Origin of the sequence: Brevibacillus soli, from assembly GCF_044759095.2 — a bacterium.
In the GTDB taxonomy this organism is placed as follows: Bacteria; Bacillota; Bacilli; order Brevibacillales; family Brevibacillaceae; genus JBIYSM02.
Genome location: NZ_JBIYSM020000075.1, coordinates 1 through 8,623, shown reverse-complemented (window position 1 = coordinate 8,623; position 8,623 = coordinate 1). Strand labels below are relative to the sequence as shown.

Here is an 8,623-nt window from a genome sequence, read left to right as displayed (position 1 = left end):
GGAAGGGTTTTGCAGTGAGTTCCGAACAAATGGAAAGAGCCTGCCTCCTTCGAGACAGACCCTTTCGACAGCTTTCGCCATAATTCGGGTGGTGACAGGCACCGTTCCCAGTATTTTTATTTGACCGTGATGCTGATTGTAACAGTCTTGCCGCCATACGTTGCCATGATCTTCGCTCTTCCTGCTTTGTGGGCTGTGATTACACCGTCTTCATCAACGCTTGCAATCTTTTCATTGCTCGATGCCCACTTGATCCCGTCGGTGATTTGTTCTGTTGATTTATCTCCGTAGACGGCGGTTATTTTTACGGTTTGTGACTCATGTACACCCATCGTCATTTTTGCAGGATCAGCTGACAATTTTTTCAGGGTGACATCAACAGAAAGTTTAATGGTCTTACCTCCATATGTGATCGTGATCGTTGCTTTTCCAAAGCCGTTTGCAACAATCTTTCCATCAGCATAGGCAGCTACGCTTTCATTGCTTGATTTCCATTGCGCCAAATCACTGACATCCGCTTTTGATCCGTCACCAAATACTGCCATGACGACGATCTCCTTAGAGTCCCCGGGTTTTAAGGAAAGTTTATTCACGCTTGGTTTCAAACTTTTAACGGCAACTTCAACAGTTACTTTTACTGTTTTTCCGCCGTAAGACGCTGTGATTGTCGTTTTGCCGAATCCGTGTGCTTTGATCGTTCCGTTTTCCACCGTTGCCACTTGTTCATTGGTTGATGACCACTCAGCCTTTGTTGTTACATCCTCTTTGGTGCCGTCTGACAATTTCGCCAAAAGTCCCAGTTGAATTTGATCATTTGGTTTTAAAGCCACTTTTGTTTTCGTAACGGTCAGGGACTTTACAACTTTTGTCACAGCAGCAACTTTGACCGTTACCGTTACTGTTTTATTGCCATAGCCAGCTGTAATCTTTGTGGTTCCAATTCCATGAGCGGTAACTTTTCCATCTTTCACCGTGGCTACTTGTTCATTTGCTGATGACCATTCAGCCAGTGCCGTAACATTCTCTTCTGAACCATCTGTGAATACAGCTTTCAGTTCCAGCTGAACATCTTCATTGGGCTGCAATTGTACGTTCGTCTTGGTAACGAATAAGGATTTCACTGCCTTCCCTTCACTGATTTCGGCTGGATAACTTTTTTCTGTGCGTGCGCTCTCATTCTTCCCAAAACTGGTTATGGTTACATAAATTTTACCGGCCGATTTCCCTAATTGGGGTATTTTGATGGACACGGACGATTCACCGTATGCGTGACCCGTACCCATCGGGTAACCGCCTACCGGCACATCGTACACTCTAATTTCAAAATCGTCCTGCTTCAATCCGGTTACGATGACTTAATCATCCATTCCCGCCGGATTATTCCTAACGATGATAGTTTCTGCGGAAGGCGCATCTGATTGAATAATGGTTTGAGTACCGAAATCGCTGCATTCTCCAAATGCATTGGCTGCATAAATCTCTATTCTTGTTGCTTCATCCGGAACCATCGTATTTTCAGGAATTTGATAGGAATAGGCAGATTTACCTGCAGCCACTTCATCAATAAAGAATTTTTTACCATCTATACTTCCGAAATATATTTGGTACGAGGTGATGTTTGATTCGTCAGTTGCTCTTTCCCAAGTAAGTGTTCCGCCGATTTCATGTTGATCGGGATCTGTATCGGTAAACATAACATTTCGAGGAAGATGGTTGGGAATATTCCAGATTCCGGTTGTCACACGGCCAGTGCTTTCTCCGGACGGTCCTTTCGAATACACCCCAATCGCTTTGGCTTTTTCCGGCATTTGAACGTTTCTCGGAAGTTTCATTAACCAACTTTCTTCCTTCGCAACTTGTCCAATCTGTTGCAACTTTTCTCCTTTATCATCCAAATAATACAGCACGTAATGCGTGATATTTGTCTCGTCTTCCGCGCCTTCCACTCTTATCATCGGAAACAAATCATTGGAAAGATAGTCATAATCCGTAAATACCACTCGTTTCGCTGTCGGCAAGTTTGCAGCTTGGGGTGTGGCGGAAGATGTGTTATCAATGAGTGCACATACCATCCATTCGTCAGCCAATTCCCCGTTGGCAAATTTCGTTTTTACATTCAGCTTTACTGCATTTTCCGGAAGTTTTGTGTTTTCCGGAATGGAGTAGGAATAGAACTTTGAATCTTTCAGGGGTACCTCGGCAATTACTGCTTGATCAGCATGGTAAGTGGTAGAAGCAGTAATGACGTAGCTCGCCACTCCTTCGGTATCTCTTGACTCCCAGGAAATCGTTCCACCGATTTCACCTTCATCCGGATCCGTGTCGAGAAACACGACGTGATCTGGGGCATACGTTACTGCCAATGAACGCGAAGGCAACATTCCGATGGATGATACCAACACCATGATCACAATCAAAAAAAGACGTACAGATTTTGAAAAACGAATCAGTGGTTCAGAATACACAGTAAAACCCCCTTGATACTTTTTACCATTTTACAAAAGTTAATATCGTACATTTCACGAAAATAATTAAGATTCTTTTTACATTTGTTAAACAAAATCCACAACACAGTGAAGCCAAACATCTCATGGCGGAGTTAACGCCGTACTTTGACAGGTACATCAAAGCGGAAATGACCTTGCAAACGGTCAAAAAAAGAAAATTGCTCCAGACAATCCGGACGTTGCTAAATAAAACGGGGAGACTCACAAAGAAAAAGCCCCTTAGCAACTCTTTTGCCAAGGGGAAATAAAAAAGATTTGTTACATGTTTATCCCATTAACTTGCGGACAATCTCATTCCAAGCCATCGGCTGCTCCTTTTCGAAAAGTGGAGTCCCTACTGCTCTTTGGTTGATCGGCATGAGTGGTTCTGCAAAGGTACTGACCACGTTGGGGCTGGAAAAAAAACCAACGACACGAAGAGTTTCCGAACCGATATTTCGGAGGTTATGAGGAATCATGCAAGGAATAAGTGCCATTTCTCCTGCAGAGAGCAAACCGGATTCATCACCCACGGTGGCTTCTGCTTTCCCCTGAAGGATAAGGATGACTTCTTCTGCACTATCCGTATGGGTCCCGAGTGTGTTTCCAGGTTCGACTTCAAAGTAAACGACTGATAAACTTTCAGCTCCCGTCCCTTTGAAAAAGGGAAAAGACGCTTTTTGGCGGGTTTGCGGATCGTTTTCGAACCATCCCTCCAACAGCTTGAGTTGATCCAATTTGACGGTAATCATCGCATTTCCCCCAATAATTTCAAAGTATCATCTACGTTCATTCTATGCGGAGACCTGTGCGCGTATGTTAGCGGGGGAAAAGAGAAGTGACTGCCGTTGAGCTTTGGCACTACCAGGCGGTCACTTGGATCGTTGGTACACGCTTTAGATTGTAAACCTTTTTACCTGGTCTGACAGCCTTGCCGCCATATCCGCCAAGGTTTCCGCAGTGGCGGTCATCTCTTGCGACGACGCTGTATGCTGCTCAGATGCGGCAGAAACTTCCTGTGTATCGTTGGCTATGGCTGCCTGCGTCATTTGTGCAATCTGACGGTTCACATCATCTACCGCACGCAAGATTTGCCTGAAGACATCTCCCTCTTCGGACACTCCGCCGCGCTGCCTGTGCCTGACTCTTCTGCCAGTTTGCGCACCTCATTGGCTACTACGGCAAAACTTCTTCCCTGTTCGCCAGCCCTTGCTGCTTCAATTGCTGCATGTAAGGCCAACAGATTGGTTTGTCCGCTTATTTCCCGGATCGTCGAGATGATCCCCATGATTGATTCAGACTGTTCCCCTAATCTCTGAACAATTTCTTCCGTCGAATTGACCCGTTTGGTGATATCGTCCATTTTGTTCACAAGCTCTTCCAGCTTTTTTGCTCCCTCTTTGGCATGTAAGTCTGCCGTTTCCGAATTATCGCAGAGATTTGGACGGATGCGCGGGCGCTTTCCGTTGCGCTGGCAGTCAGTTCCTGCGATGGGGAGGAGCAGGCCGAGAACTGTTGAAACTTTTTGTTCCCATATACGTCTTATCATTCGGAGGAAACATTTGGGAAGGAGTAACGTCATGAAAAAAACACTAGCCACTCTATTCGTTCTTTCATCCTTTGCAGGGATGACTGTGGGCGTGAGTGCTGCAACAGCAATGCCTCCCTCCCCGCAGGCAAAATCAGTTCAACGGTCTGTTTCAACAGAGAAAGCGACCGCTTATATCCAGTCATTGAAAATTCAAAAAGGAAAGCTTTACGCTGACTTTGATTACATTCAGTGGTATACGGGAAAAGAAGCAGATCGTGAGTTTCTAAAAGACTGCAAGGAATGTTCGGAACCAGGGAGTCCCAAACACGCCCCCAATGGCATTTACATTCGGAATGTGAATCCGAAAATCCGCACCTTCATGATTGCGGATACAGCCCAATTCATTTTGCAAACTCGCACGGGCGAAATCAAATGGAATGAAAAAGTGACCAGAGAAGATTTTGTTCTGTTCTTTTTACAAAACGAAAGCAATTCTTATAAACCATTCCATATTGAAATCACCAACGGAGTGGTTACAAAAATAACCGAACAATACATTCCCTAATGAGAGGAGACTGCTGCGATGATGAAACTAATCCTGTTGGCCGGTTCGATTTTTCTTCTTCCAGCCTTTTCCGTTTCCCAACCGCCAGCACCAACTTTGGATCTTTCTACTGAAACAAAAATGGATCGGGAGGATGTCTATTTTCTTTCTGAAATGAACGAAAAAACACTGCCTATTCTCACCGGAGAAGCCCAGAAACGCTATTGGCATGTAATGGCAGGGAGAAGCACGCCTGATGATCCAACCCCATTCAAACCCGCAGGCAGTGAATATGACTACCAATGGTTAGGATCAGATGTAGACACAAAAGAAGAGTTCCTTGCTTATTTTGAGGCGGTTTATACAAAAGAACGAGCAGAGGATTTCCTGAAGAAACAAATGGAGAACAAAACCATTTTGGAAATCAATGGGAAGCTGGCGAAAATTGTCGGTGACAGCGGTTCCATTCTTGAGTGGGACAAGATCAAGCCGACTCTTGTATCAGAGACCCCAACCGAAAAAGTCTACTCCTGTAAAGTATCTAACGGCGAAGAAGAGTTTGCTTCCATCCGAGAGATTAAGGTTCGACTCGTAGAAGGAGCGGGATGGAAGCTGGATAGCGAAGTTCAAAGCGTAAAATAAGGTAAAAGAACCGTCAGGGCCGTTTGAAGCGGTCCTCTCTTACTTCACCGTTACCGTAATGGAAATCGTCTTTTTGCCGTATGTGGCTTTGTGAGCGATTTTCCCTTGGTGATGGAAAGAGATTTCATGTTGACGGTTAAGGTTTTCACTTTTTTCTCTTCGGCGGCTTTGCCGGTCTTATAGGCAGTCAGTGATTCCGAATCGCTGACATAGATCACTCCATCATTGCCGAGGGCAAAGTTGGAATAGTAATTCAGACCATTCAGCTTCCATGTGATCGAGCCTTCGGGCGAAATGGCATACAGCGAATCGTACGTTCTCACGTAGAGCATGCCGTTTTTGTCCAATTCCATTTCGGCCAGACCGTAATCAATCTCTGTCTTCCACTTCTTTTTGCCGTTCAATTGATAGGCGTAGAGATTAGTTCCCAACACAAGATAAACGGTTTGATTCTTATCCAGCTTCATCCCGTCAATGGGATACTCGTCGTTCAGGGTAAACGCTTCCTCGACATCTCCGTCCGGAGCAATGGCATTCACTTTCGTTTCCCCATCCTCGATCTCATCCGAAGCGTCGTCTCCGCGTCGAAATATCGTTCCCCGCATTGATCGCACACCTCGGTGGGTACGTCCTCGATGATGATTTTTTTGCCCATCCAATCACGTTCGACCGTGACAAGCTTTTGTTCCAGATCTCCTTCGCACATGAAGCAATGTTTCAAAATCGGTTCCTCCTGTCGAAACAAGATCACTTCCCTTCAAACAGCGATTTCAACGCCTGTCTTGAGGATTTCGCCGACAATCCCTTCCTTCATGGCATATTCTTTCTCGGTAAAAGCAATCGGTTCCAAATCAACGTGGTAGTCCATCGCGTGCATCAACAAGAATTTGATGCCCTCGACCCGATCCATCTGCTCGAAATAATCGGAGAAGATGGCCAGATCAACGTCACTTCCCTCGTCGAACGTACCTTTGGCATACGAACCAAACAGGACAGCCTTTTTTACGGGAATCAACTGACTAATGTTGCGAACATACTCCTCCACTACCCGTTTCACTTCCGCAGGGATTGCAGCCATCGAAATACCTCCTCCGTCTTTCCCATGACATGACGTGCTTTTTCTTCCTTCACGGACGTGGACAACTTTTCACGATACGATGGATACCGCTCCGATATATAGTACGCCACCAACTCGGCAAAAAACGGTTTGTATGTCGCTTTTTTCTCCACAAACGTGGCATCGTTCGCTTTTTGTTGAAAAGATTCATACACGGCCAAGGCACTCAGAACGAGCCATATGTTGTGGGTACGTGGCGGTTCCTCCCCTGTATAAAGGACATACAAACCCTTGACTAACTTCTCGATGGCCTGCTGGCACATAAACACGACGTACAGGTATCGACCTGATTGGAGCATGGCCCGAGCCGTTGCTAAGTCATACTCCGCTATATCTTCCCAGTATTCATATTTTTCATTGTTATTCACTTTCGTCACCTCTCCTTCTATTATGGTCGTAAGAATGACAAGCTACACCATCAGGCCATCGCGTTAAGATCCGATTGAATTCATACTTATCTTCATTATATACGAATGAAAACAAATCTCCATGAAATAGGAAAAGCCCTTTCTGGAGCACTAAGCATCCAAAATGGGCTGCCCTTTGTTTCAGAGATGAATCTCCTTCATTCTTACCGGAAACTCTCCGTTTTCTCATCATTTGAAATTGTTGAAGTACGTGAGCCATTCCTTTAATACCTGTTCTTCTTTCTTTCCAAGGAATTTCATTGCTACACTATCTTTTTCTTCTTGAGGGATGGATTGATTTGGCTCATATTTGTTATTTACATAAGTAATATATTCTTGAATTTTTGCCTCACCATACTCTTGAACCAAGTACCAGTACAAGGAGTATGTCATCCCATAGTTATTATTACTTGCATTATAAATATCCCCGAAAGAACGAAAATCCGTTTGGGAGAGAAGCGGCGTTCGATAACCACCTTGTTGCTTTGCATACTCGAGAATAGATTTCTTATCCTTTGGCCACGTCAAAGGTAAATCATTCTTCGTGTTTTTGGGATATTGATAATAATTGTAACATCCGTACTCTGCGGCCCCTTCTCTGGAAAAGAACGCTCCCCCTACTCCCCAGTAACTGCTGTATCCATCATTAGTTTTCGCGTTTTGATCATAATAATGAACTAATTCATGCTGAAGGGTTGGTCTAAAATCATACGGGTTTTTGTCAGCGTTTAGAAGCATTTCCGTTTTCATGTTTCCATAGTACCCGTTTGTACTCGTGTATGCCTGGACGTCGTTTGGAAAAGGATACTCCGCATTTCTTCCACCATTTTCATTCGTAAAGAAGTAAAGAGAAAATGAATTTCCCTTCAGTAGATACGGTTTGTTATCTCGATGTTTTTCTACAGCCTTTAGCATTCCTGCGATCTCTTCATAGGCAATCATCTCGCGCCGGGTAATCTTAAGCGACCCAGCCTTGCATCTGTCGGCCACCGGAACGTTCCACGCTCCAACCGACGGTAGTAGAGCCAGAATCCGTTATGCTCCCAATCAAGATTTTCAGTTTGTCTCGTTGCCGATTGCCAAAAGACAAACAGAGTAGGTGAAAATGATCGAGATCAAATCCCTCCTTGATCATAGCAGCGAGCCCGTCAATGGACTTGCGCATATCCGTGCTGCCGCAGGCGAGGTACACCCGATCCACCTGAATTTCGCTTCGCATAAGGCTTTCAGCACCCTGACAACATCGGCAAGAAAGGATGGCTCGAAGCCCGGTCCAACTCCAATGCTTGCCGAACCGACTTTGACAAGCAGGGGCGATGTTCCGTCAGATGATGTTTAATCCATATGGATGGGAGCCCACTGCGGCTTGCTTGTTGCCGGTTTTTGCTCATCAGCTCTTTCAATTTTCGCATCCAATGCCAACGCTGGGCGCGGTGTCACTTCATGACGTTCACACCAGGTTGCCACACGCCATCCGCTTGACCGATCATCTTTGATCCGGGTGATCCACACCTCTCTTAGCTTTTTCTGCGTCATAAAAAAAAAATCCTCCTCACATCGTTCTGAGGAAGATTATCTTACAGGGCAAGGCAACTTCATAGGTGTGCAGGATTTGACGCTTACTTTTAAAAAGGGTTTTGCAGTGAGTTCCGAACAAATGGAAAGAGCCTGCCTCCTTCGAGACAGACCCCTTCGACATAATCCGGGTGGTGACAGGCACCATTCCCATTCCCTACAACGCTAGGCTATCGCCAAGTTTTCTATGTCGAACCTGTTTTCCAGCTGAATCTCGATGTTGACGTGCTCCCCCTGCTCTGTCTTGGCGTGGATGTCCAGCACGGATGCCTTATCCTCGATGTGTTCCCGATTGATTTCCGGATTGAGGATTTCCACCGA

General features: G+C 45.3%; 14 protein-coding genes and 1 pseudogene. 2 read left to right on the top strand and 13 right to left on the bottom strand.

All coding sequences use genetic code 11. The annotated features are described in order from the left end of the window. Positions 1-116 precede the first annotated feature (116 nt). The 5 genes from ACE99V_RS19700 to ACE99V_RS19680 all read right to left on the bottom strand — a co-directional run bounded on the left by ACE99V_RS19700 (position 117) and on the right by ACE99V_RS19680 (position 4,035). Entirely contained in the window at positions 117-1,283 is a 1,167-nt protein-coding gene (locus tag ACE99V_RS19700) for an Ig-like domain-containing protein (protein ID WP_400492909.1), read from the bottom strand. A gap of 72 nt (positions 1,284-1,355) precedes the next feature. After that, a complete protein-coding gene (locus ACE99V_RS19695) occupies positions 1,356-2,465 on the bottom strand; it encodes a hypothetical protein (RefSeq protein WP_400492908.1) in 1,110 nt (369 codons plus the stop codon). A 308-nt stretch (positions 2,466-2,773) separates the two neighbouring features. After that, positions 2,774-3,238, bottom strand: a complete 465-nt coding sequence (locus tag ACE99V_RS19690; protein WP_400492906.1) for a cupin domain-containing protein — start codon at positions 3,236-3,238, stop codon at positions 2,774-2,776. Between the two features lie 144 nt (positions 3,239-3,382). Continuing rightward, on the bottom strand, positions 3,383-3,574 hold the full coding sequence (locus ACE99V_RS19685) for a hypothetical protein (RefSeq protein WP_400492905.1): 192 nt from the start codon (positions 3,572-3,574) through the stop codon (positions 3,383-3,385). Then, entirely contained in the window at positions 3,562-4,035 is a 474-nt protein-coding gene (locus ACE99V_RS19680) for a methyl-accepting chemotaxis protein (RefSeq protein WP_400492904.1), read from the bottom strand. Before ACE99V_RS19680 ends, ACE99V_RS19685 begins: the two co-directional genes overlap by 13 nt. Before the next feature lie 31 nt (positions 4,036-4,066). Between ACE99V_RS19680 and ACE99V_RS19675 the strand changes: the two genes are divergently transcribed. Further along, positions 4,067-4,582 carry a hypothetical protein gene (locus ACE99V_RS19675; protein WP_400492903.1) on the top strand — a complete coding sequence of 172 codons (516 nt, stop codon included), beginning with the start codon at positions 4,067-4,069 and terminating at the stop codon, positions 4,580-4,582. Between the two features lie 18 nt (positions 4,583-4,600). Continuing rightward, the gene (locus ACE99V_RS19670; RefSeq protein WP_400492901.1) at positions 4,601-5,203 is read left to right on the top strand and encodes a DL-endopeptidase inhibitor IseA family protein; all 603 of its coding nucleotides are present in this window, start codon (positions 4,601-4,603) and stop codon (positions 5,201-5,203) included. 50 nt (positions 5,204-5,253) lie between these two features. Here the strand turns inward: ACE99V_RS19670 and ACE99V_RS19665 are convergent, their stop codons facing one another. From ACE99V_RS19665 to ACE99V_RS19630, 8 genes and pseudogenes are all read right to left on the bottom strand, one after another. Next, a complete protein-coding gene (locus tag ACE99V_RS19665) occupies positions 5,254-5,808 on the bottom strand; it encodes a hypothetical protein (protein WP_400492912.1) in 555 nt (184 codons plus the stop codon). Next, a complete protein-coding gene (locus tag ACE99V_RS19660; RefSeq protein ID WP_400492911.1) occupies positions 5,739-5,909 on the bottom strand; it encodes a YgiT-type zinc finger protein in 171 nt (56 codons plus the stop codon). Before ACE99V_RS19660 ends, ACE99V_RS19665 begins: the two co-directional genes overlap by 70 nt. 51 nt (positions 5,910-5,960) lie before the next feature. Continuing rightward, the gene (locus ACE99V_RS19655) at positions 5,961-6,281 is read right to left on the bottom strand and encodes a nucleotidyltransferase family protein (RefSeq protein ID WP_198827750.1); all 321 of its coding nucleotides are present in this window, start codon (positions 6,279-6,281) and stop codon (positions 5,961-5,963) included. Continuing rightward, on the bottom strand, positions 6,257-6,688 hold the full coding sequence (locus ACE99V_RS19650; RefSeq protein WP_400492900.1) for a HEPN domain-containing protein: 432 nt from the start codon (positions 6,686-6,688) through the stop codon (positions 6,257-6,259). Before ACE99V_RS19650 ends, ACE99V_RS19655 begins: the two co-directional genes overlap by 25 nt. A gap of 228 nt (positions 6,689-6,916) precedes the next feature. Next, positions 6,917-7,669: a hypothetical protein gene (locus ACE99V_RS19645; RefSeq protein WP_400492899.1), complete on the bottom strand. Its 753-nt coding sequence runs from the start codon at positions 7,667-7,669 to the stop codon at positions 6,917-6,919. Continuing rightward, a pseudogene (tnpB, locus tag ACE99V_RS19640) lies at positions 7,666-7,862 on the bottom strand (IS66 family insertion sequence element accessory protein TnpB). The gene ACE99V_RS19645 and the pseudogene tnpB overlap by 4 nt, the downstream one beginning before the upstream one ends. Before the next feature lie 200 nt (positions 7,863-8,062). Next, a complete protein-coding gene (locus ACE99V_RS19635; protein ID WP_400492898.1) occupies positions 8,063-8,263 on the bottom strand; it encodes a hypothetical protein in 201 nt (66 codons plus the stop codon). Between the two features lie 204 nt (positions 8,264-8,467). Then, positions 8,468-8,620 carry a PD-(D/E)XK nuclease family transposase gene (locus ACE99V_RS19630; RefSeq protein ID WP_400492910.1) on the bottom strand — a complete coding sequence of 51 codons (153 nt, stop codon included), beginning with the start codon at positions 8,618-8,620 and terminating at the stop codon, positions 8,468-8,470. Positions 8,621-8,623 lie beyond the last annotated feature (3 nt).